This is a genomic window from Pseudomonas sp. SZ57, assembly GCF_009495975.1.
Lineage (GTDB): Bacteria > Pseudomonadota > Gammaproteobacteria > Pseudomonadales > Pseudomonadaceae > Aquipseudomonas > Aquipseudomonas syringae.
On record NZ_WIBD01000025.1, the window covers coordinates 392 to 22,562 of the forward strand.

Below are 22,171 nucleotides of genomic sequence, written 5' to 3' on the forward strand. Positions count from 1 at the left end.
GAGTGAGATTGCTCACGAAGAGACCGGTTTTTCACAGCCAAATTGCGTCCCATAAGGGATAATCGCGCACGCTTTTGACTAGGTCGGCTCGAACAGGATTGGCAACGATATAACGGGCAAAATCCAAAAGGCTTTCTTCAGTACGGATGCTGACGTCGTGGAACCCGCTTTGCCAAAAAGGTCCACTGCAGCCTCTGGCTCTGTTTATGGCGATCGCGCTTTTCGATTTGACACGCTGTACAACGCTGGATAATGAGTGACTATGCAACTGCAGCAGCCAGTGAATGTGGTCGGGCATTACCACCCAGGCTAATGAATCGGCCAGTTGCTGCTCTTCAACGTGTCGAAGCTCATCAACCAACAGACGACCCATGCGCCAATCGGAAAAAACAGGATTTCTCTGGAATGTTTTTGCGGTGACTAAATACATTTGGCCCGTACCGGAGAATCGCCCCAAGCGCAAACGATGTGACTGTGCCCTTTCATTCATCCTAATCACCCAATGGCTGCATGCCGGGGAACGACTGTACGAAACGGGCTCACTCAGCAGTGCTCAAAGGTTTGCCCAAGTGTTTCGGATGTCCAATTGAGCTACCTTTCACTCCTTCATCGAATCCCCGGAGAATCTCCCCATGCTCAAAAAAGCATTGCTGCTGGCCGCACTGCTGCTGCCAGCCAGCCTCGTCCACGCCCATGAGTACAAGGCAGGGTCATTGCTGATTGGCCATCCGTGGTCGATGGAGCTACCGCCCAATGCACCGACGGTGGCGGCGTATTTCACCATTGAGAACAAGGGTGACAGCGCCGACCGGCTGATTAGCGTCGACACGCCCATCGCCGGGCAGGCGCAGTTGCATGAGCATGTACATGCCGACGGGCTGATGAAGATGCAGCACGTGCAGGCGGTCGACATACCGGCTGGCGCGAAGGTGGCTTTCGCCCCCATGGCCTGGCACGTGATGTTGCTGGACATCAAGGACCGCTCGAAGCTGGTGGTCGGCCAGCACTTCCCGATGACTCTGCATTTCGAAAAGGCGGGGGATGTGGAGGTACAGGTCGTGGTGCAAAAACAGGCTCCGGAACACCAGCACTGAGTAGCCTTCACGAGCAGGGCCGGGAGCTGAATATCCTCATTATCCCTGATGCGGCGACACACCTGGCACGCAGGTCAGATGCTGATTGTCCGGGCGCTTGATCGAATAGTGCTTTCGCGCTTTGCCAAAACAGCGGCAACAGCTTAGATTGCTCACTGCGGGGCCTGAAACCACTGAGTGGCGTTGTGATGAATTCCTCCTCATACCCGGTTTCAGGCCCCGCCCTTGCCTCAATCTCGCGCGTTTCCGATACTTCCTACCGATCAGACAGCCGATGCTGCAGTCCTCGAACTGCGCTGGCCGATACCCGCGTGCCTTCAAGCCTGACTATATGAAATGAACCGCTCGGCCAACGCCTTGAGTGGATCATCCATCATGCAGACGAATCAGCACCATGAACCTACCGCTCACCGCATCACCCCCACTGCCAGACAACCCACCTGCCAGCGATACCTACCCGCCCGCTTTCAGCCAGGTTACGCAGGACCTGGCCCGCGATCTGCTGCACCGCCTCATACCCGGGCTGGATGTTCAGACCACATCGCTGAGCTACCGGGACAGCCAGGCAGCTTCAGACGACGGCGGGAATATCATCAATGCCCCACTGATATCCAGTCTGGTCGAGTATTTCACCGGTCATCTGAACTGGGCCCACAGCGACGTACAAGGGCTCTACCCATCGCCCTCCTCCACGTCACAAACGCCCGCCATCCCGCTGCTGGACGGCGCGGCCACGACCCTGTTTTACAATCAGATCAGCCAGCAACTGGAACCGTTCTACCGCCAGAAACTGGCAGACTACTGGAGCGCAGCCCCCGATGGCGGCGAAACCCGGCGCAGTCAGTTCATCGCCGAACAGATCGAGTGCCTGAAAGCCGAGTGCGTAGTGCTCATCGCGCTGGGAACAATGACCACCAACCACTACAGCCTGCTTTCGCAAGCACTGCGCCCATGCGACACCAGCCTGGCCGCAAACATGGCGGATATTCAAGCGCACAGCGTGTACAGCCTCTCGGCGCGTACCGGTGAGAATCCTCCGGTGTCGCTTTACGGTGCGTTTGTCATTGCCCGACGCCTGCGTGACGAACCGGTACGGATCGACGAAGAAGAACGTGAAGATGTCCTGCTGTTCACGCCCCACGAAGGGCTGCAGGCATTTGCGTCCTTGAAGCAACTGCACGAAACCCTGATCAAGAGGGCAGCAGTTCTCGAATACGGGCAAAGCCTGGGAACTGAACAGGTGAAGCAGATCGACTTCAACGCCAACGGGCTGCAATGGCAGTACACCCTGATGGAGGGCGACTTCCTGAGCCTGCTGCATGCAGGTCTGGTCGTCAGACAGCAGTCAATTTTTGCACAGGCCGTACAACTCGCTCGCGCTCAACGCATGGACGAGATTTGTTTCGAGCAATCATTGACCCATCTGCCGGGATCGGACGTTTATTTCGACAACCACTGGCGGCTCGACAGACTGGATGCCGATCTGATTCAGAGCCAGATGCCTGAATGGTGGAAAACCATGACGCCATCGCAACACCAGGAATGGCTGGATCAGGCACAACGGTTTGGTGAATCGATCGTCAGCATCCGGCAAGCCAGCAAGGATAACTTCGACCAGCCGGAGAACGACAGCCGCACCTACCTCACGCGCTATATCGACAAGCAACTGGATGACATGCTGAAACGCTCGTCCATCCCGACGGCAGCAGAACGCATCACGCTGTCAATGACGTACCGTGTAGGCACTGAAGTGCAGGAGATTACCGGCGCCCCCGTGCCACCGGCAACCAGTACTCTGCAGGTATCACTCAGGCAATTGGCGCATGACCGTGCTCACCGTATTCTGGTCGAGGACGCACTGGTAGTCCGGGCTGTCGATGACACCGGTGCTGTCATCACTCGACTGGAAAAGTCAGCGATCAAGGCGCTGGTAGAGGCCATAGAGGACCCGCGGCATCTCAGTGATTACCTCGACCTTCATCTGAGGACCTCGGCCTACGCACAGCAGCTGAAAAGATTGCAAAAGGCCATGCTGGAGGCGCAGATGAAGATGGTGCTGCTGGAGCTGGAGCAGCAGACTTTTTCACCTTCAGGCCGCGAGTGGATCAAAGCAGTGCTGGACTCCCCCGCGCCGCAAGGACGTCCGACCGTCAACGGCGAAGCCATAGAGGTCAGGTTTTTCAGCGTCAATCAATTCAAGATGACCAATGTCATGTTGATCGCTCCTGCCGAAAAATTCGAAAAGGGTCCCTTGGTACTGTGCACCCTGGATGCTCCGGACGGCATCGTTTTCCGCTGGTTCTACAGCATGTTTCATCTCACCACGAGCTTTCTGGAGGAGGCGCCGTTCCAGCGGTATCTGCTTGAGCAAATACCGCTTTCCAGGCGCCTCGAGACACTGCGTGCCATGCAATACGAAAAGCAAGCGAAGCATTGGCGCCCGCCAGAGGTATTGACTCAACTCACGCTTGTACCTATCCCGCCCAGGCTGCTGCGCCCGGTCGTGTTTGTCACACAGAGCAAGGACATTTATGAGGAAAGTCACGAGACCAAGATTGATCAGTTGATCAACGAAGCCAAACGGCAGATGAGTCAGGCAACCGGCAGGGGGCAATCGGCCCGGGGATTCGACCTGATCGCCGGCATTGCGATTCTGTTTTTGCCTGATCCGATCATGCTGCCTGTCTCGTTGGGGGTAGGCCTGTACAAGACCTGGAGTGCCTTTTCAAAAATCGATGAGAACGATCTGGAAGGTGCTGCCGAAGAGTTCCTGAGCGCCATCAGCTATCTGGCCATCGCCTTGGTCGGCCACCTGGCGCTGGCCCTGAAACCGGCAGTCAACGCGACAAAAAAGCCAAGACGCCCGCACCTGATACGCAGGGTAGGCCATGACGGTCAGGTACAGATCGGCTACCTCCTGTCGCACTCCAAGGCCCCGCGTTTTGCAAACTCGAAACTGATCGTCGCCATGGACCCCAAACGCTTCGTTGCCATTGAAGTAGAAGGCCAGACCTGTTTTCTGAGCCGGCGGGCCAACATGTTCGGTCACTCACGCCTTTATCGGGTCAACCCGATGGATGCAACGCAACTGGTGCACGAGCAGGAGTTTGCCCTGCGCAGCACCAGCGGCACCTGGAAAGTCGTCGGCAAACAGATACCGCGCATGAGCAAGACGGCAATCCGCAATGCCCAATCCCGGCTGGCCAGCCTGACCACTCTCTGGCCGGCCTCTCTGGAGGAAGCCAGTAGCACCGAACGCCTGAAGTTCGAGAGCGATTACCTGGCGCTGGCCCAGACATCCAACGCAGAGAACTATTCCGAAATAGTCGCCTATGTGGAAAGCGGTTCAACGGACATCAACCCGCTGCTGCGAAGCGGCGTGCGCAACGCCACCACGCGCAGGTTTTTACGTCAGTTCCATAAACTCAAGGCGTGGGAAGGCACTGCCTTTCGCGCCACCTATGTGTCCAGCGACGGGGTGGCCTGCCTTGAACGCGAGGTGGGTTCGGTGTTCACCGACAACGGCGTGCAGTCTGCATCGGTGTCGCGAGCCAATGCCTCCAGATGGAGCCAGGACGGGTTCGTGAGTCGCAACGCCAATGCCGAAAACCACCCGGTGTTCTTCATCTTTGCACCGGCGGTGCCCAAGAAGAACATGTTCACCGGTTTTCTTGGCGACCACGTGGCAATCCCGCCAGGCACGTGCGTGCAACTGGGCGCGACCAAACGGATCAACGGGCAGCTGTTTGCCTGGTTCGATGCGCCCGAACAACTGGTCGATCAGACCTATGATCTGTATACCGGAGAACAGGAACTCTGGGTCTGAAACCCGCAAGCGAGTGATCTGGAAAGCCGGCCGTTCCTGGCCGGCGCTCCTGCGAAGCAGCCTTGCACCATTGCAGAGCCCGCAGCGCCCGCGGGGCAAAGCCGGGTTCCACCTTGGTGCACACCCTCCCCGAACCGCGACACATTCGTTCCATTTTGCGACGTTCCTACATTGGCCCAGACCTTGCTAAAGCTTGGAAGAGCAACGAAATGCACCGCCGCCAAACCTCAAACAATGTACTAAGGGAGCCAGTCAATGAAGCGTCGCAGCCTGATCAAAGCCTTTACCCTGTCCGCATCCATCGCCGCCATGGGGCTGACCTGGACCGTTCAGGCTGCCGAGACCATCAAGGTCGGCATTCTGCATTCGTTGTCCGGCACCATGGCCATCTCCGAGACATCGCTCAAGGACATGGCCTTGATGACCATCGACGAGATCAACGCCAAAGGCGGCGTCAACGGCAAGATGCTGGAACCGGTCGTCGTCGACCCGGCCTCCAACTGGCCGCTGTTCGCGGAAAAAGGCCGTCAGTTGCTGACCCAGGACAAGGTCGCCGTGGTCTTCGGCTGCTGGACATCGGTGTCGCGCAAATCGGTGCTGCCGGTTTTCGAAGAACTCAACGGGCTGCTGTTCTACCCGGTGCAGTACGAAGGCGAAGAGATGTCGCCCAATGTTTTCTACACCGGCGCCGCGCCTAACCAGCAGGCCATCCCTGCCGTCGAATATGTCATGAGTGAAGATGGCGGCTCGGCCAAACGCTTCTTCCTGCTCGGCACCGATTATGTCTACCCGCGTACCACCAACAAGATTCTGCGCGCCTTCCTGCATTCCAAAGGCGTGAAAGATACCGATATCGAAGAGGTCTACACCCCGTTCGGCCACTCCGATTATCAAACCATCGTCGCCAACATCAAGAAGTTCTCCGCCGGTGGCAAGACGGCCGTTATCTCCACCGTCAACGGCGACTCCAACGTGCCGTTCTACAAGGAACTGGCCAACCAGGGCCTGAACGCTACCGACGTACCGGTTGTGGCCTTCTCGGTAGGCGAAGAAGAACTGCGCGGCATCGACACCAAGCCACTGGTAGGCCATCTGGCTGCCTGGAACTACTTCCAGTCGGTGGAAAACCCGGTCAACAAGAAGTTCGTGGCTGACTGGACGGCCTACGCCAAAAAGAAAAACCTGCCAGGCGCTGACAAGGCCGTGACCAACGACCCGATGGAAGCCACGTATGTCGGCATTCACATGTGGGCGCAGGCGGTCGAGAAAGCCAAATCCACCGACGTGGACAAGGTCCGTGAAGCCATGGCCGGCCAAACGTTCGCAGCGCCGTCGGGCTTTACCCTGACCATGGACAAGACCAACCACCACTTGCACAAGCCCGTGATGATCGGCGAAATCCAGGACGATGGTCAGTTCAGCGTCGTCTGGCAGACCAAAGAGCCGATCCGCGCCCAGCCATGGAGCCCGTACATCCCTGGCAACGACAAGAAGCCGGACACCCCGGCGAAGAGCAACTGACGGATCAACGCTGCTTGATCGTTCCCACGCTCCAGCGCCAAGCGTTATAGACAGGTCCTGAAGCCCGCGAAATAAGGGGCTTCAAAGCTTCTGCCCACAGGGCGTAGGAGCGAACTTGTTCGCGAAGACGGTAGTTCGAACGATACATTTTCGGAGAATGTACCGGCCCTTTCGCGAACAAGGCGGATCGCCGCCCCGGTCGCTCCTACGGCCTTCGGCCAGAATCAAAAACAGCCAAGGCCATATTGATATGCCTTCTTATTTTTACCGTTTGATCCTCACCATCAGCCTGCTGCTGCCTTTGGCTGCCCAGGCCGGTGATGCCAGTGACTTTGTCGCAGCCAGTTCTTCGCAACAGGCAGAGCTGCTGGAAGCCTGGGCCGCCAGGCCTGTGCCGGAACGTGTCGAGCTGCTTGAAGCCTTGCGCGATGGCCGTGTGGGTGCCGACAGCAGCAAGCGTGCCTGGATCGAAAACAACGATCAATACGTGGCCGTCGATGCACAGGCCCCTGCCGCCGCCGATGCGCCAACGCCTGACGAACCGCGTAAATTGCGCTTGAACAACCGGCTGCGCGGCCTGGTTGAAACGGCGTTGGCCAGCCATCAGCTGCTGGCAGCCGATACACGACTGCGCATGGCCGCCGCCCTGCAATTGCAAAAAAGCGCGCGCCCTGCACAACTCGAGTTGCTGACCGAACGCGTGGCCAGCGAATCCGATTCCAGTGTCAAAAGCGCGCTGACCCTGGCGCTGGCCAACCTGCAAATGGTCGATTCCAGCCCGACAGTACGTCTGGCTGCCGTGCGACTGCTGGGCGAAACCGGTGACCCGCTGGCGCGTACCCGTCTTGAATCATTGCTGGCACCCGGCGTGGAAACCGACGCTTCGGTACGCGTGGCGGCTGAAACCAGCCTGGCGCAGGTCAAGCGCAAGCTGATGATCGGTGAAATCCTCGGCCAGGCGTTCAGCGGCATGTCGCTGGGCTCGATCCTGTTGCTGGCGGCGCTGGGTCTGGCGATCACCTTCGGCCTGCTGGGCGTAATCAACATGGCCCACGGCGAGATGCTGATGCTGGGGGCCTACTCCACCTACGTCGTGCAACTGATGCTGCAGCGCTACGCACCGGGGGCCATCGAGTACTACCCGCTGATCGCGTTGCCGGTGGCGTTCTTTGTCACCGCCGCGATCGGCATGGCCCTGGAGCGTACGGTCATTCGTCACCTGTATGGCCGCCCACTGGAAACCCTGCTTGCGACCTGGGGCATCAGCCTGATGCTGATTCAGGCCGTGCGTCTGGCCTTCGGCGCGCAGAACGTCGAAGTCGCCAACCCGCAATGGCTGTCGGGCGGCATCCAGGTGCTGCCTAATCTGGTGCTGCCTTACAACCGCATCGTGATCATCGCGTTCGCGCTGTTCGTGGTGGTGCTGACCTGGCTGCTGCTGAACAAGACCCGCCTGGGCCTGAACGTGCGCGCCGTCACCCAGAACCGCAACATGGCCGCCTGCTGCGGTGTACCGACCGGGCGCATCGACATGATGGCCTTCGGTCTGGGCTCGGGTATCGCTGGTCTGGGGGGTGTTGCCCTGAGCCAGATCGGCAACGTGGGCCCTGATCTTGGGCAAAGCTACATCATTGATTCGTTCCTGGTGGTAGTGCTCGGCGGTGTCGGGCAACTGGCCGGTAGCGTGATGGCGGCCTTCGGGCTGGGCATCGCCAACAAGATTCTCGAACCGCAAATCGGCGCCGTGTTGGGCAAGATCCTGATCCTGGCGCTGATCATTCTGTTTATCCAGAAACGTCCGCAAGGCCTCTTCGCACTGAAAGGACGGGTGATTGACTGATGAGCCAGCCATTGATAGTCACTGCCGCGCAAAAAGTCGGGCCCAGAGGCACGCTGACCGCAGGCTCCTTAATACTGGCGGTGCTGCTGGCACTGCCGCTGCTGTCGCTGCTGCCTGCCGATAACAGCTTTCAGGTCTCGGCCTACACCCTGACCCTGGTGGGCAAGATCCTTTGCTACGCCATCGTCGCGCTGGCGCTGGACCTGGTCTGGGGCTACGCCGGGCTGTTGTCGCTGGGCCACGGCCTTTTCTTCGCCCTGGGCGGTTATGCCATGGGCATGTACCTGATGCGTCAGGCCGCTGGCGATGGTCTGCCGGCCTTCATGACCTTCCTGTCGTGGACCGAGCTGCCGTGGTACTGGGCGGGTACCGACCACTTCCTCTGGGCGATGTGCCTGGTGGTCCTGGCACCGGGACTGCTGGCGCTGGTCTTCGGCTTCTTCGCCTTCCGCTCGCGGATCAAGGGCGTGTACTTTTCGATCATGACCCAGGCGCTGACCTTCGCCGGCATGCTGCTGTTCTTTCGCAACGAGACCGGCTTTGGCGGCAACAACGGGTTCACCAACTTCCGCAGCATTCTGGGCTTCAGCATCAGTTCACAAGGGACCAGAGCGGCGCTGTTTCTGGCCACGGTCGCACTGCTGGTGGCCAGTCTGTACATCGGCTGGCGCCTGGCGCAGAGCAAGTTCGGCCGCGTGCTGACCGCGCTGCGCGATGCGGAAAACCGTCTGATGTTCTGCGGTTACGATCCGCGCGGCTTCAAACTGTTCGTCTGGGTCCTGAGCGCCGTGCTGTGCGGTCTGGCTGGCGCCTTGTATGTACCGCAGGTCGGCATTATCAACCCCAGCGAAATGTCGCCGACCAACTCGATTGAAGCCGCTGTCTGGGTAGCCCTGGGTGGCCGCGGCACGCTGATCGGCCCGCTGCTGGGCGCAGGTCTGGTGAACGGCATGAAGAGCTGGTTCACCATGGCCTTCCCGGAATACTGGCTGTTCTTTCTTGGCGCGCTGTTCATCATCGTCACGCTGTATCTGCCCAAGGGCGTGATCGGCATGCTGAAGAAAAGGAGCGAGCAATGAAAACCACTCCGACCCCGTCTTTCATGCTGGAACCGATCCTGGCGCCAAACTCCGACGCTGGCACCAGCCGCGACGCAGTGGGATTCGGCAAAAGCGCTGGCAAAGGCCTCAACACTCGCCACGGCACGATCCTGACGCTGGAAGACATCAGCGTCAGCTTCGACGGCTTCAAGGCCCTGAACGATCTGAATCTGTACATCGGCGTGGGCGAACTGCGCTGCATCATCGGCCCCAACGGCGCGGGCAAGACCACGCTGATGGACGTCATCACCGGCAAGACCCGTCCCAGCCACGGCAAGGCCTGGTTCGGTGAAACGCTGGACCTGACGAAGATGACCGAAGTGCAGATCGCTCAGGCCGGCATCGGCCGCAAGTTCCAGAAACCCACGGTATTCGAGGCCTTGAGCGTGTTCGAAAACCTCGAGCTGGCGCAGAAGAGCGACAAATCGGTGTGGGCCAGTTTGCGTGCGCGGTTGAGCGGCGAGCAACAGGACCGGATCGGTGAGGTGCTGGAAACGATCCGCCTGACCAGCTCGATGCAGCGTCCTGCGGGCTTGCTGTCCCACGGCCAGAAGCAGTTTCTGGAGATCGGCATGCTGCTGGTTCAGGACCCGCAATTACTGCTGCTCGACGAGCCCGTCGCGGGCATGACCGATGCCGAAACCGAATTCACCGCCGAGCTGTTCAAGAGCCTCGCCGGCAAGCATTCGTTGATGGTGGTTGAGCACGACATGGGCTTCGTCGGCTCGATTGCCGACCATGTCACCGTGCTGCACCAGGGCAGCGTGCTGGCTGAAGGCTCGCTGAACGACGTACAGGCCGACGAACGCGTGATCGAAGTGTATTTAGGGCGCTAGCGCCCTGCTGCAAGCTTTTAGCTGCAAGCGGCAAGCTAGAAGCAAAGGCAGCATGCTGCTCTTTCTTGCCGCTTGAAACTTGTAGCTTGCAGCTCAAAAAAGGACCCACCATGCTCCAGGTCGAAAAGCTTCATCAGTATTACGGCGGCAGCCACATTCTTCGCGGTCTGTCGTTTGATGTGAAGGTCGGTGAAGTCACCTGCCTGCTGGGCCGCAACGGCGTGGGCAAGACCACGCTCTTGCGCGTGCTGATGGGCCTGCTGCCATCGAAGGAAGGTTCGGTGCAATGGGAAGGCAAGACCATCACCCAGTTAAAAACGCATCAGCGGGTACATGCCGGGATTGCTTACGTGCCGCAGGGCCGGGAAATATTCGGCCGGCTGACGGTCGAGGAAAATCTGCTCATGGGCCTGTCCCGTTTTCCGGGCTCCGAGGCCAAGGAAGTGCCAGCCTTCATCTACGAGTTGTTCCCGGTGCTGCTGCAAATGAAGCACCGTCGCGGCGGCGATCTGTCCGGTGGTCAGCAGCAGCAACTGGCCATAGGCCGGGCACTGGCGAGCCGTCCGCGCCTGCTGATTCTCGACGAGCCCACCGAAGGTATTCAGCCCTCAGTGATCAAGGAAATCGGCGTAGTTATCAAAAAGCTCGCAGAGCGGGGCGACATGGCGATTCTGCTGGTCGAGCAGTTCTACGACTTCGCCGCGGAACTGGCCGATCAGTACCTGGTGATGTCGCGGGGCGAGATCGTCCAGCAGGGCCGTGGCGAGAACATGGAGAGCGACGGCGTTCGTGGTCTGGTCACCATTTGATGCGTCAATCCGTTATCGTGCAGCATTCGACAAGCCAATGAAGACACCATGAACCTGCCTGCCAACACCGCCCTCTTCACCCCCAGCTGGCACGCCGAGCTGGAATTGGGTTACGGCCGTTTCGATGACAGCACACGCCCGACGCAGCGGCGCCACAAAGGACCGCTGCGGGTGCAAAAGCATCTGTACGCCGAAGGCCCTGAGGTGTGCCAGCACATTATCGTTCATCCACCGGGTGGCATCGCCGGGGGTGACCGGCTGGATATCTCGGCCACCGTGGGGGCCGATGCGTGGGCGCAATTGACAAGCCCCGGCGCGGCCAAATGGTATCGCGCCGCCAGCCCGGCCTTTCAGCAACTGGAGCTGCACGTCCAGCCCGGTGCGACGCTGGAATGGCTGCCGCAGGAAACCATCGTCTTCAGCAACGCCCAGGCAGAACTGAGCACCCGCATAGAGCTGCACGGTGATGCGAAGCTATGCTACTGGGATGTGGTGGCGCTGGGCCGGCCAGCCAGTGGCGAGCGTTTCGAACACGGGCATTTTCAATCGCATCTGGATATCCGGCGCGACGGCACATTGCTCTGGCATGAGCGACAACGCATTATCGGTGGCGACGGGCTGCTGGACTCGCCCATCGGCCTGGACGGCAGGACGGTGTTCGCCACCCTGCTGATGACCGGCGAAGTAAGCAGCGAGCTGCTCGAGGCCTGCCGTTCGCTGTCGATGCCCAACCCGGTACGCGGCGACCTGACTCAATTGCCCGGTCTGCTGGTCGCTCGCTGTCTGGCAGACGAAGCATTGCACGCCCGGGCCTGGCTGATAGAACTGTGGAAACGACTGCGCCCTGCCCTGCTGGGACGCGAGGCGGTAACGCCAAGAATCTGGAACACCTGATTGATGACTGGACGCTATGCATTCCAGGCTACACCCTCGGCGCTGATGCACTCAGCGTGATACATAAGTCCTGAAAAGCCCGAAAATCGGGTCTTTTAGCGCTTCTGCCCGCAGGTCGTGGGAGCGAACTTGTTCGCGAAGACAATGTTTTAGGCGCTGCATGTTCGGCGACTACACCGACCCCTTCGCGAACAAGTTCGCTCCCACGGCCTTCGGACAGAACCTAAAACAGACTTATACATAACGATGAGGGCTCAAGCCTGGGAACGATCAACCACCGAGTTTGAACAAACGGAAGCCCCATGGACCTGACACCACGCGAAAAAGACAAGCTACTGATCTTCACCGCCGGACTGGTCGCCGAACGGCGTCTGGCGCGCGGCGTGAAGCTCAACTACCCGGAAGCCATGGCCTATATTTCTGCGGCGCTGCTCGAAGGTGCGCGTGACGGGCAGACCGTCGCTGAGCTCATGCACTACGGCACGACCCTGCTGAGCCGCGATCAGGTCATGGAAGGTATCGCGGAAATGATCCCGGAGATCCAGGTGGAAGCCACCTTTCCGGACGGCACCAAACTCGTCACCGTGCATCAGCCGATTGCCTGAAGGAGTGATCATGCCGGACGTGATTCGCGATGCCCTGCCGGACGATCTGCCGGGCATTCTGGACATCTACAACGATGCAGTGCTCAACACCACGGCTATCTGGAACGAGCAGCCGGTTGATCTGGCCAACCGCCAGGCCTGGTATGCAGCTCGCCAGAGTCAGGGTTATCCGATTCTGGTCGCGGTCGACAGCGCAGGCGAAGTGCTCGGCTATTCGTCGTTTGGCGACTGGCGGCCGTTCGAAGGCTTTCGCCATACGGTCGAGCATTCGGTCTACGTGCGCGCCGACCAGCGTGGCAAACGTCTGGGCCCGCGCCTGATGGCCGCTTTGATCGAGCGCGCCCGCGACTGTGACAAGCACATGATGGTCGCGGCCATCGAAAGCGGTAACGCGGCGTCCATCGCCCTGCATGATCGCCTGGGTTTCAAGACCACCGGACAAATGCCGCAGGTCGGCACCAAGTTCGGTCGCTGGCTGGACCTGACGTTCATGCAGCTCGACCTGTCGCCCGGTGCTCAGCCACCGGTTTCGCAAGCCCCTTCCGCCCTTTAGAGAGCACGCCATGAACCCAGCACAGCTGCGCCGCGTCACCGCCGAAAGCTTCGCGCATTACCGCCAGGGTCTGGCGCAATTGTTGTTCGATACGGTTCATGATGGCGCGTCGGTCGGTTTCATGGCCGACCTCGACATGGCGCAGGCCTACGGCTGGTGTGACGGGCTCAGAGTCGACGTCGCCGCTGGCACTCTGCTGCTGTGGGTGGTGGTCGAGAACGAGAACGTTCTGGCCAGTGCGCAACTGTCGCTGTGTCAGAAGCCCAATGGCCTGAACCGCGCCGAAGTACAGAAACTGATGGTGCTGCCTGCGGCGCGCGGGCGTGGCCTGGGCAGGCAATTGATGGAGGCCGTTGAGCAGGCCGCCGTGAAACACAAGCGTGGGTTGTTGCACCTGGACACCGAAGCGGGCTCAACGGCTGAAGCCTTCTACAGCGCGCTGGCCTACCACCGTGTCGGTGAACTGCCGGATTATTGCGCGACACCGGACGGTCGCTATCGGCCGACCGCCATTTATTTCAAAACCTTGGGGCAACCGACATGATCCCTGGTCAATACCAGATCCAGCCCGGCGACATCGAACTCAACGCCGGACGCCGCACCCTCAGCCTGACCGTCGCCAACAGCGGCGACCGGCCGATTCAGGTGGGCTCGCATTTCCACTTTTTCGAAACCAACGACGCACTGACCTTCGACCGCGCCGCCAGCCGGGGCATGCGCCTGAACATTCCGGCCGGCACCGCCGTGCGCTTCGAACCGGGCCAGTCCCGCGAAGTCGAGCTGGTGGACCTGGCCGGTTTGCGCAAGGTTTACGGGTTTGCCGGCCGGGTGATGGGGGAGCTTTAGCTTCAAGCTTCAAGCTTCAAGCTTCAAGAGCAAAGCATATGACGACTAAAGACTTGCGGCTTGCAGCTTGTCGCTTTGAACACATTACAGTTTGCGGCCTGCAGCTTGCCGCTCTGAATCCGAGGTACGAGAGATGAAGATAAGCCGACAAGCCTACGCAGACATGTTCGGCCCCACCGTCGGCGACAAGGTTCGCCTGGCCGATACCGAGCTGTGGATCGAGGTCGAGAAGGACTTCACCACCTACGGTGAAGAAGTGAAGTTCGGCGGCGGCAAGGTCATTCGTGACGGCATGGGCCAGGGCCAGTTGCTGGCTGCTGAGGTGGTCGACACGCTGATCACCAATGCCCTGATCATCGATCACTGGGGCATCGTCAAGGCCGACGTCGGCATCAAGAACGGGCGTATCGCGGCCATTGGCAAGGCGGGCAACCCGGACATCCAGCCGGACGTGACCATTGCCGTCGGCGCAGCCACCGAGGTCATTGCCGGCGAAGGCATGATCCTCACCGCAGGCGGCGTCGACACGCACATCCACTTCATCTGCCCGCAGCAGATCGAAGAGGCCCTGATGAGCGGCGTGACGACCATGATCGGCGGCGGCACAGGCCCGGCCACAGGCACCAATGCCACCACCGTCACACCCGGCCCGTGGCACATGGCGCGCATGCTCCAGGCCTCGGACTCGTTCCCGATGAACATCGGCTTCACCGGCAAGGGCAACGTCAGCCTGCCCGGCCCGCTGATCGAGCAGGTCAAGGCCGGCGCCATCGGTCTGAAGTTGCACGAGGACTGGGGCACCACGCCTGCGGCCATCGACAACTGCCTGAGCGTGGCCGACGAATACGACGTGCAGGTCGCGATCCACACCGACACCCTCAACGAGTCAGGCTTTGTCGAGACCACCCTGGCCGCGTTCAAGAACCGCACGATTCACACTTATCACACCGAAGGTGCCGGTGGCGGTCACGCGCCGGACATCATCAAGGCCTGTGGTTCGCCGAACGTGCTGCCGAGCTCGACCAACCCGACGCGTCCGTTCACCCGCAACACCATCGACGAGCACCTGGACATGCTCATGGTCTGCCATCACCTGGACCCGAGCATCGCCGAAGACGTGGCTTTCGCGGAAAGCCGCATCCGTCGCGAGACCATCGCTGCCGAGGATATCCTTCACGACCTGGGCGCCTTTTCCATGCTCAGTTCCGACAGCCAGGCCATGGGCCGGGTTGGCGAAGTGATCATGCGCACCTGGCAAACCGCCGACAAGATGAAGAAACAGCGTGGTCCACTGCCGCAGGATGGCCCGGGCAACGACAACTTTCGCGCCAAACGTTACATCGCCAAATACACCATCAACCCGGCGATCACCCACGGCATCAGCCATGAAGTGGGCTCCATCGAAGTCGGCAAGTGGGCGGATCTGGTGCTGTGGCGGCCGGCGTTCTTTGGCGTCAAACCGACCCTGATCCTCAAGGGCGGCGCCATCGCTGCCAGCCTGATGGGCGATGCCAACGCTTCGATCCCGACCCCGCAACCGGTTCACTACCGCCCGATGTTCGCCAGCTACGGCAGTTCGCTGCACGCCACCAGCATGACGTTCATCAGCCAGGCAGCGTTCGACGCCGGTGTACCGGAGTCACTGGGCCTGAAGAAGCAGATCGGTGTCGTCAAAGGCTGCCGTACCGTGCAGAAGAAAGACCTGATCCACAACGATTACCTGCCGGACATCGAAGTCGACCCGCAGACCTATCAGGTCAAGGCCGATGGGGTGTTGCTGTGGTGCGAGCCTGCGGACGTGCTGCCGATGGCGCAGCGGTACTTTCTGTTTTGAACCCAAAAAAGGGCCTTCGGTATGCGAAGGCCCTGGGATGTTTCAGCTCAAACTGACTGTTTGGGGTCCAGCTTTTTGATTTCGGTCCTGTACCAGGACTTCAGATGAAAATCAGCGGTTTCCTTAAGCTTTACACCGTTCTTGAAAAAGATAACAGTCGGCGCGACGGTCACATTGTACTGTTGAACTGTCGCTGCACAGCTGTCCATCGGCACCCGAAGCATCACGACCGTGCCTTCGAACTCGGGCGCAAGCTCGTCGAGAATCGCCCCAGTCCGTGTGCTGTGGTCAGGCTCGTTATACTCATTGACCCCGGGTCGGCTGAATTCGACCAACACCAGAGGGTTGGCTTTAGAGAACTCGCTATTGAAATCATCGTCATCCGAGACGGTTATTGCTTTAACTGTTTTTTCCTTGCGATTCAGAAATGTCTCGTCCGACTCCAGTATCTTCAATGCCTGCAACGTATCATTGATGGCGTCCAGCGTCCCCAGGTCCTCTGCGGTAGCCTTGCCTTGCAAGGTACGCTTCAGCACGCGAAAAACACTGAGTTTCCCTTTCGCCATATCGTATCGGTTACTGGTTTTACCGTTGGCGCCGGCCGGTACCTGCTCCGCCAGCGTGATACGCGCCTCGACAAGCGTTAATAATTCAGCCTTGATCATGAAATTTCTCCCTCATCAACAATGCCGGCAAACGCTTTCAGCGTGTCCTCTACGTACTGCTTGTCATAACCACCGACTATTTCGGCCATTTTGATCAGCACGGTCGTCGGACCGTGGTTGATGGCATACGTATTCGACGTCACCGGATTCAGAGTGTCCTTCAAGTCCGGACCCAACTCGATCTCGACCCTGACGAACTTGATTTTCTCGGCGTACGCGACGGCCAGTTCGTCTATGACAGCGTCCATTTTTGCACTGGCATTAGGCAGTTTTTGTTTGTTTTCCTTACCTCTGGTAGAAAATTCGACCAGGACCGGCTTCGTCTTGCTGGCTTCAAGAACTTCCTGTTGAAAGGTTGCATCTGTAACCGTAATGACACTCATGTCCCGGCCCTCCGTTCGTATAATCCCCGGAGGAAACATAGGACGAAGCGAATAGCACGTCTACTGACAGAAATGACAGTAAACGCCCTGTTTGTCGCGTCATGCAAAGGAGGTAATATGCGCCCATTCTTTCGTCACGCTCCTCCAAAGGTAACCGGCCATGCGCCTTTCCGAATTCATCGTTATTCATGTGGATCGCATCGTCGATGAATGGGAAGACTTCGCCAGAACCCTGAAACCGGCGGCAGAAACGATGACCACGGCCGAGCTGCGGGATCACGCCAGGTCGATTTTGCTCGCCGCAGCACGGGACATGAAGACCGCGCAGAGCAAAAGCGAGGAGATTGCCAAGGCCAGAGGCGAAGAGCTGAACAAGACGCCAAGCCTGGACGAAGCAGCCAGCAGCCATGGCGAATTGCGCCATGAGGTCGGTTTTGATCTGGTGCAGATGACGTCGGAGTTTCGCCATCTGCGCGCCAGCGTCATCCGCCTCTGGGTAGAAAGCCTGGCAGCGCCGCAACTGGCCGATTTTCAGGACGTGATTCGCTTCAACGAAGCCATCGACGAGGCGCTTGCAGAATCCACTGCGGCCTATGCGGAGCGGGTCGGGCGCTCACGGGATATCTTTCTCGCCATTCTCGGTCACGACCTGCGCGCGCCACTGCAGGCCGTCAGCATGTCCACCGAGTTGCTGGCCCGCAAAATAACGCTGGACGACAAGACCCAGTCCTATGTTTCACGTATCCAGACCAGCACCCGCCATATGGGCTCGATGGTCAGCGATCTGCTGGAGTTCGTGCGCAGCCGCCTGGGCGCGGGGCTGCCGGTAGAGCGTAAATACATGGACCTGGCCAGCGCCTGCCGCGAGGCCATCGAGGAAGCCTGCGCCGGGCGACCGGACTCTGTGCCGGTGCTGAACATCGAAGGCAACACCAAGGGTCACTGGGACGCCGGGCGGATCAGCCAGATGTTGCAGAACCTGATCGGCAACGCCCTGCAGCATGGTGCCGCCAGTCACGAGATAACGGTGACTGTCACGGGTGCCGAGAAAGCCGTGATATTGGTGGTCCACAACGAAGGCAAACCGATTGCCGAAGACGCTATCGGGACGATCTTCGATCCGCTGGTGCGCAGCACCGAGGAAAACAGCGAAACACGCGGCACGTCGACCAGCCTTGGCTTGGGCCTGTTCATCGTCAAGGAAGTGGTCAACGCCCACGGCGGCAGCATCACTGTGACCTCGACCATTGGTGAGGGCACGACCTTCAATGTGGTGCTGCCGAAAAACTGACCGAGGCTGACTGCCTGCTGATGCGGGTGCCGCATCAGCCCAGGCAGAAAAGACAGAATCGCAAGACCGCTCCGCTCAACCCTTCCACTGCGCGCGGGGATCGAACGACGAACTGTCCGCCAGTTTCTGCCAGAGCGCGCGGGTAGCCTCGTCGGTTTGCTTGGGCACGACGACTTTCAACTGCGCGTAAAGATCGCCGCGCTCGCCACTCTTGTTTATCAAGCCGTTACCCTTGATCCGCAGACGCTGCCCGTTCTGACTGTCCGGGCGGATGGTCAGGTTGAGCCTGCTGGTCAGCGTCGGCACGGCAACCTTGGTACCCAGCACGGCTTCCCAGGGGGCCAGTGGCACGGTGATGACCAGATCATGGCCTTCGACCTCAAACAGCGGGTGCGGGGCCAGGCGGATGATCAGGTACAAGTCGCCATTGGCACCACCGCCCACGCCCGGCGCGCCCTGCCCCTTCAGGCGAATACGCTCGCCATCGACCACGCCGGCCGGAATCTTCACGTTCAGGGTTTTGGTGATGTCGCTCATGCGCTGCCCGTTGGGGCTGTGCTGCGGCACCTTGAAGCTGACCTGCTTGGATTCCCCCGAAAGGGTCTCTTCGAGGAACACCGCCAGCTCCATCTCTACGTCCTGACCGGTACGCCCAGGGTTGCGGGTACGCCCGCCCTGCTGTGGCCGGCCACCGAAAATGGAGCTGAAAAACTCCGAGAAGTCTGCCGTTTCCTCGAACCCGCCTGCCCCGGCGCCGGCACGGCTTTGCCAGCCCGGCGGGGTCTGGAACGGACGGCCCTGACGACCGTATTTGCGCAGTTCGTCATACTCGGCGCGCTTTTCAGGGCTGCTGAGTACCTCATACGCTTCGGACGCTTCCTTGAACTTGTCTTCGGCGCCTGCTTCCTTGCTGACGTCCGGGTGATACTTGCGCGCGAGTTTGCGATAGGCGGTCTTGATCGCCTTGTCGTCCGCCGTCGGCTCCACGGCAAGTATCTTGTAGTAGTCTTTGAAATCCATGTAACGATCACCCATCCGAATTATCCGGCAAAGCCAGATACGCTGGCGTCACGCGCCCAGCTCCCTCTGTCACGAGGCATCTGGATTACCTAACGTCGAAAAATATACAGATAGACCAGCTGCTTTTGTCGGCGGGTCGATAGCTCGACACCCTAATGTCCGACAACAGCGTCTACCGGGAATCCCTTCAAGATTGGGGGTAACAGGCTTCAGTTCAAGCCTTGGCCGCAAATACAGCCAGGTAAATATAAGCGACGTGTCGCGCTACGCAATTTGCCCGCGCTGACATAAACTGCGCGGCCGTTTTTTGACTGGAACGTAAAAGACATGAATGACCAATCCCCGGCCCGTGCCTGCGGTATCGATTTCGGCACGTCCAACTCCACTGTCGGCTGGCAACGACCCGGCATGGAATCGTTGATCGCGCTGGAGGACGACAAGATTACCCTGCCTTCGGTGGTGTTCTTCAATATGGAAGAGCGCCGGCCGGTGTATGGCCGCCTGGCGCTGCACGAGTATCTGGAAGGCTACGAAGGCCGCCTGATGCGCTCGCTCAAGAGCCTGCTGGGCTCGAAGCTGATCAAGCATGACACCAGCGTGCTGGGCACGGCGATGCCCTTCAAGGATTTGCTGGCCCTGTTTATCGGCGAGCTGAAAAAGCGCGCGGAGCAAACGGCCGGACGCGAATTCGAGCAGGTCGTACTGGGCCGTCCGGTGCATTTTGTCGATGACGACGCCCAGGCCGATCAGGAAGCCGAAGACACGCTGGCTGAAGTGGCACGCAAGATCGGCTTCAAGGACGTGTCATTCCAGTTCGAACCGATCGCTGCGGCGTTCGATTACGAGTCCACCATCCAGGACGAAGAACTGGTGCTGATCGTCGACATCGGCGGTGGTACCTCGGACTTTTCGCTGGTGCGTCTGTCGCCCGAGCGACGCCAGCACGATGATCGCCAGCAGGACATCCTCGCCACCGGTGGCGTGCACATCGGCGGGACCGACTTCGACAAGCAGTTGAGCCTGCAAGGCGTGATGCCGCTGTTCGGTTATGGCAGCCGCATGAAAAGCGGTGCGTACATGCCGACCAGCCACCACATGAACCTGGCGACCTGGCACACCATCAACGCCGTGTACTCGCAAAAATCGCAACTGGCCCTGGGCAGCATGCGCTACGACATCGAAGACACTGGCGGTATCGATCGCCTGTTCAAACTGATCGAACAGCGCGCCGGGCACTGGCTGGCCATGGAAGTGGAAGAAACCAAGATCCAGCTGACTCACGCCGACAGCCGTCACCTGCTCATGGATCGAGTGGAAGCCGGCCTGAGCGTGGACCTGAGCCGGGTGATGTTCGAAGCCGCCATCGATGCCCAGCTTGAGCGGGTGCGCAACAGCGTGACGAACTTGCTGAACGATGCGGGAGTGAGTGTCGAACAGGTCAGCACAGTGTTTTTCACCGGCGGTTCAAGCGGCATCCCGGCCCTGCGCAACAGCGTCTCGAACATGCTGCCCAACGCACGCCACGTCGAAGGCAACATCTTCGGCAGCATCGGCAGCGGCCTGGCCATCGAAGCGAAGAAGCGTTACGGCTAGTCATGCGCCTATCGTGGGAATGCCCTTCGTGATGCTCCGCGTCACAGATCGCTGATCTTGTGGGAGCGAGCTTGCTCGCGAAGACGGATTACCTGACCAATGGACTTCCAGCGGCTGCACGGGCCTCTTCGTGAGCAAGCTCACTCCCACAGGGCCGGGGTGTTTTCAAGCCATGCGGATCACTCCCTCGGGCGGGAGTGTTTCGAGCCATGTGGATGCTCTGCAGCACCGCAGACGCAGAGCGTCCAGAGCTGCATGCCAACGCGGTGAACTGGCACGATAGGCGTTCTTTCGGACGCCTATCTACGCAAGCGCCCTAGACCAACCCTTCCTTTTGCAACTCGCTCTTCAGGTAGGCATAGTAAATCGGCCCTGCGACCACGCCCGGCAGGCCGAATGCGGCTTCGAACAGCAGCATCGCCAGCAGCAACTCCCACGACTTGGCGTTGATCTGTCCGCCCACGATGCGCGCATTGAGGAAGTACTCGACCTTGTGGATCACGATCAGGTAGCCCAGCGCCGCCAGCGCGACCCAGATCGAGATGGACATGCCGACGATGAAGATCAGCGTGTTGGACATCAGGTTACCCACCACCGGCAACAGGCCGAGCAGGAAGGTCATGATGATCAGGGTCTTGGTCAGTGGCAGGTGAATCCCGCACAACGGCAGCACGACGGCCAGAAATACCGACGTAAACGCCGTGTTGAGCAGGGAAATCTTGATCTGGGCGAAAACAATGTTGCGAAACGCCCGGCTGACCAGGTACAGCCGATCGAACAGTGCGGCTGCTAGCGGCTTGCGCGCATGCACGTCGGAGATACGCTGCAAGGCAATGATCGCGCCCAGTACCATGCCGATCAGCATGGTGACGAACATGTGCGCCGCGCCCTTGCCGATCAACTGCAATTCGCCCACGTGCTTCTGCAGCCATTGCCCGAGCGAAACCTGAAACTCTGCTGCGCTGGCAGGCAGGTAGGCATCGATGAACGGAGGCAATTGACCACGAGCGCGATCCACCAGGGTCATGAACTTGTCGAGCGAGGCGCCCGGATTTTCGGCTTCGTGCAGCACAAAACTGATGGCCCCGGCAAAAATCAGCGTCAGCAGGCTGACCACCAGCGTGCCCAGCAGCGCCACAGCCAGCCAGCGAGCCCGCTCGCCGGAAATCAGCCGTTGCAGCTTGGGGGTCAACATGTTGACCAGCTCGAACACCAGCAGTCCGGCCAGCAGGCTGGGCAACAACTTGAATGGCAACACCAATAACAGACCGCCAAATACAAGTATCCAGCTGGCTATTAACACCTGACGCGCAGAAAACGTTGGCATAGACCCTCAACGGGCAACACAAGGAAGGTGGGCAGTCTGCCAGCCTTCTCAGTCCAGAACCAGTGATCCGAAAGCGCTAAAAAACAAGCCGCAATCATCTGCCCGATGATCGGCTCGAGAACGGCGCGAAAGCG

20 protein-coding genes are annotated in these 22,171 nt (G+C 59.6%); 15 read left to right on the forward strand and 5 right to left on the reverse strand.

The annotated features are described in order from the left end of the window. Nucleotides 1-31: 31 nt before the first annotated feature. On the reverse strand, nt 32-490 hold the full coding sequence (locus GE543_RS20655; protein ID WP_153222278.1) for a transposase: 459 nt from the start codon (nt 488-490) through the stop codon (nt 32-34). Between the two features lie 142 nt (nt 491-632). On the opposite strand from GE543_RS20655, the gene GE543_RS20660 reads away from it, so the two are divergent. The 13 genes from GE543_RS20660 (at nt 633) to ureC (ending at nt 15,758) form a co-directional block, all read left to right on the forward strand. After that, complete coding sequence (locus GE543_RS20660) at nt 633-1,094, forward strand: copper chaperone PCu(A)C (protein ID WP_046237840.1); 462 nt, start codon at nt 633-635, stop codon at nt 1,092-1,094. A 394-nt stretch (nt 1,095-1,488) separates the two neighbouring features. Then, nucleotides 1,489-4,920: a dermonecrotic toxin domain-containing protein gene (locus GE543_RS20665; protein WP_153222279.1), complete on the forward strand. Its 3,432-nt coding sequence runs from the start codon at nt 1,489-1,491 to the stop codon at nt 4,918-4,920. A 255-nt stretch (nt 4,921-5,175) separates the two neighbouring features. After that, nucleotides 5,176-6,441, forward strand: coding sequence for an urea ABC transporter substrate-binding protein (gene urtA, locus GE543_RS20670; RefSeq protein WP_046237842.1), 1,266 nt, complete (start codon nt 5,176-5,178; stop codon nt 6,439-6,441). Between the two features lie 250 nt (nt 6,442-6,691). Then, on the forward strand, nt 6,692-8,281 hold the full coding sequence (gene urtB, locus GE543_RS20675) for an urea ABC transporter permease subunit UrtB (RefSeq protein WP_003419453.1): 1,590 nt from the start codon (nt 6,692-6,694) through the stop codon (nt 8,279-8,281). Further along, nucleotides 8,281-9,360 (forward strand): urea ABC transporter permease subunit UrtC, encoded by a 1,080-nt coding sequence (gene urtC, locus GE543_RS20680; RefSeq protein WP_046237844.1) that lies wholly within the window; start codon nt 8,281-8,283, stop codon nt 9,358-9,360. The genes urtB and urtC overlap by 1 nt, the downstream gene beginning before the upstream one ends. Further along, nucleotides 9,357-10,217: an urea ABC transporter ATP-binding protein UrtD gene (gene urtD, locus GE543_RS20685; protein WP_046270577.1), complete on the forward strand. Its 861-nt coding sequence runs from the start codon at nt 9,357-9,359 to the stop codon at nt 10,215-10,217. Before urtC ends, urtD begins: the two co-directional genes overlap by 4 nt. Nucleotides 10,218-10,327: 110 nt before the next feature. Beyond that, the gene (gene urtE, locus GE543_RS20690; protein WP_046237845.1) at nt 10,328-11,026 is read left to right on the forward strand and encodes an urea ABC transporter ATP-binding subunit UrtE; all 699 of its coding nucleotides are present in this window, start codon (nt 10,328-10,330) and stop codon (nt 11,024-11,026) included. A gap of 48 nt (nt 11,027-11,074) precedes the next feature. Continuing rightward, nucleotides 11,075-11,920 carry an urease accessory protein UreD gene (locus GE543_RS20695; protein WP_153222280.1) on the forward strand — a complete coding sequence of 282 codons (846 nt, stop codon included), beginning with the start codon at nt 11,075-11,077 and terminating at the stop codon, nt 11,918-11,920. Between the two features lie 302 nt (nt 11,921-12,222). Beyond that, nucleotides 12,223-12,525, forward strand: coding sequence for an urease subunit gamma (gene ureA / locus GE543_RS20700; protein ID WP_003317023.1), 303 nt, complete (start codon nt 12,223-12,225; stop codon nt 12,523-12,525). 10 nt (nt 12,526-12,535) lie between these two features. Beyond that, nucleotides 12,536-13,078 carry a GNAT family N-acetyltransferase gene (locus tag GE543_RS20705; protein WP_003419473.1) on the forward strand — a complete coding sequence of 181 codons (543 nt, stop codon included), beginning with the start codon at nt 12,536-12,538 and terminating at the stop codon, nt 13,076-13,078. 10 nt (nt 13,079-13,088) lie between these two features. Further along, nucleotides 13,089-13,622, forward strand: coding sequence for an N-acetyltransferase (locus GE543_RS20710; RefSeq protein ID WP_003419474.1), 534 nt, complete (start codon nt 13,089-13,091; stop codon nt 13,620-13,622). Further along, entirely contained in the window at nt 13,619-13,924 is a 306-nt protein-coding gene (locus GE543_RS20715) for an urease subunit beta (RefSeq protein ID WP_003391866.1), read from the forward strand. The genes GE543_RS20710 and GE543_RS20715 overlap by 4 nt, the downstream gene beginning before the upstream one ends. A gap of 133 nt (nt 13,925-14,057) precedes the next feature. Continuing rightward, nucleotides 14,058-15,758: an urease subunit alpha gene (gene ureC, locus GE543_RS20720; protein ID WP_024672058.1), complete on the forward strand. Its 1,701-nt coding sequence runs from the start codon at nt 14,058-14,060 to the stop codon at nt 15,756-15,758. A gap of 47 nt (nt 15,759-15,805) precedes the next feature. On the opposite strand, the gene GE543_RS27175 is transcribed toward ureC, so the two are convergent. Continuing rightward, entirely contained in the window at nt 15,806-16,423 is a 618-nt protein-coding gene (locus GE543_RS27175) for a co-chaperone YbbN (RefSeq protein ID WP_046237848.1), read from the reverse strand. After that, nucleotides 16,420-16,806, reverse strand: a complete 387-nt coding sequence (locus tag GE543_RS20730; protein WP_052735663.1) for a co-chaperone YbbN — start codon at nt 16,804-16,806, stop codon at nt 16,420-16,422. The genes GE543_RS27175 and GE543_RS20730 overlap by 4 nt, the downstream gene beginning before the upstream one ends. Nucleotides 16,807-16,966: 160 nt before the next feature. On the opposite strand from GE543_RS20730, the gene GE543_RS20735 reads away from it, so the two are divergent. Further along, entirely contained in the window at nt 16,967-18,097 is a 1,131-nt protein-coding gene (locus GE543_RS20735) for a sensor histidine kinase KdpD (RefSeq protein WP_003419477.1), read from the forward strand. 75 nt (nt 18,098-18,172) lie between these two features. Here the strand turns inward: GE543_RS20735 and cbpA are convergent, their stop codons facing one another. After that, the gene (gene cbpA, locus GE543_RS20740; RefSeq protein WP_046237851.1) at nt 18,173-19,117 is read right to left on the reverse strand and encodes a curved DNA-binding protein; all 945 of its coding nucleotides are present in this window, start codon (nt 19,115-19,117) and stop codon (nt 18,173-18,175) included. Nucleotides 19,118-19,444: 327 nt separating this feature from the next. Between cbpA and GE543_RS20745 the strand changes: the two genes are divergently transcribed. Then, on the forward strand, nt 19,445-20,710 hold the full coding sequence (locus GE543_RS20745; RefSeq protein ID WP_003347909.1) for an Hsp70 family protein: 1,266 nt from the start codon (nt 19,445-19,447) through the stop codon (nt 20,708-20,710). Between the two features lie 316 nt (nt 20,711-21,026). On the opposite strand, the gene GE543_RS20750 is transcribed toward GE543_RS20745, so the two are convergent. Next, nucleotides 21,027-22,037, reverse strand: a complete 1,011-nt coding sequence (locus GE543_RS20750; protein WP_003419507.1) for an AI-2E family transporter — start codon at nt 22,035-22,037, stop codon at nt 21,027-21,029. Between the last annotated feature and the right edge of the window lie 134 nt (nt 22,038-22,171).